Raw genomic sequence first — 1,461 nt, 5'->3', positions numbered from 1 at the left:
GCGGCTGGAGTGTAGCGGGGCTTCGATCGTGCGGGGGCGGTCTCACGGAGACCGCCCCTCGATCGTGTGACAACGCCGCAGATAGTGACAGCGGCTGGGCAGCCTTCGAGGGTGATCACCGAGTATGCCGCCGCGCAGTGGGATCTCGAACTGGACGATCTCTTCCTGACCATCGGGCACCGCTTCGGCCGAGTCGAGCTCCGCCGTCGCATGCGTGACTACGTACGCGGGCTGCTCGCCCCGGTAGCACGAAAGAACAGCTGGCAGCTGGCCGAACAAGCCGGCCACCGCACGCCCGACGGCCTGCAGCACCTCCTTGCCGGATCGAAGTGGGAGCCCGACGACATCCGCGACGACCTGCAGCAATACGTCGCCGACAAGCTCGGCGAGGCCGACGGCATCCTGATCATCGACGACACCGGGTTCATCAAGAAGGGCACCACCTCAGCCGGGGTCCAGCGTCAGTACTCCGGAACCGCCGGCCGGACCGAGAACTGCCAGATCGGCGTCTTCGCCGCCTACGCAACCGCCCGCGGCCGGGCCCTGGTCGACCGCGAGCTCTACCTGCCCAAGTCATGGACCGAGGATCGGGAACGCTGCCGCACCGCAAGGGTCCCCGACGAACGGGAGTTCGCCACCAAGGGCGAACTGGCCCGGCACATGGTGCTGCGGGCCGTCGCCTCGCCACTGCCCATCGCCTGGGTCACCGCGGATTCCGCCTACGGCCAGGACAACCGATTCCGCCGACTACTGGAACAGTCGGGCGTCGGCTACGTACTGGCCGTCCCCAAGTCCCAGTTCACCGTGGGCTGCCCACGCATCGACGGGGTGTTCGCGCAGGCCCCGGACGAAGCGTGGGAGAAGATCTCGTGCGGCGACGGCGCGAAAGGACCCCGCGTCTACCACTGGGCCGCGGTCCGGCTGCCGGCCGTCGCCGAGTTCGACTACCAGGGCGAGGTCCCTCACCGGATGCGGTGGGCACTGGCCCGGCGCAGCATCAGCAAGCCCGACGAGATCGCCTACTACCTCGCATACGCACCCCTTCAGGTCACCGTCCAGGAACTGGTGCGGGTCGCCGGGGCACGGTGGGCGATCGAGGAGTGCTTCCAGGCCGCGAAGAACGAATGCGGCCTGGACCAGTACGAAGTCCGCCGCTACGTGGGCTGGTATCGGCACATCACTCTGGCCATGCTCGCGCACGCCTTCCTGGCCGCCACGGCACACCATCCCTGGGAAAAAGGGGCGGAACAGATGGGACAGCCGAGGCCATCGAACTCACAGTGGCGGAGGTTCGGCGACTCCTGGCAGCTTGTCGTGCCCGGCCCCCGCACCTGAGCGGACACCGCGGACGGCACCACGCGCTGAGCTGGTCGAACTGGCGACGCCGACGCCAAGCAGTCGCCCGCCGCTGTCACTATCTGCGGCGTTGTCACACGATCGAGGGGCGGTCTCCGTGAGACC

The 1,461-nt window shown here is 68.2% G+C and carries 1 protein-coding gene; it reads left to right on the top strand.

Going from position 1 to position 1,461, the window contains the following annotated elements; all coding sequences use genetic code 11:
* Positions 1-111 precede the first annotated feature (111 nt).
* Entirely contained in the window at positions 112-1,335 is a 1,224-nt protein-coding gene (locus ACFVZH_RS40380; protein WP_384905633.1) for an IS701 family transposase, read from the top strand.
* The last annotated feature ends 126 nt before the right edge of the window (positions 1,336-1,461 follow it).

This window comes from Streptomyces sp. NPDC059534 (genome assembly GCF_042743475.1).
GTDB lineage: Bacteria > Actinomycetota > Actinomycetes > Streptomycetales > Streptomycetaceae > Streptomyces.
This window is presented reverse-complemented; position numbering and strand designations above follow the sequence as displayed.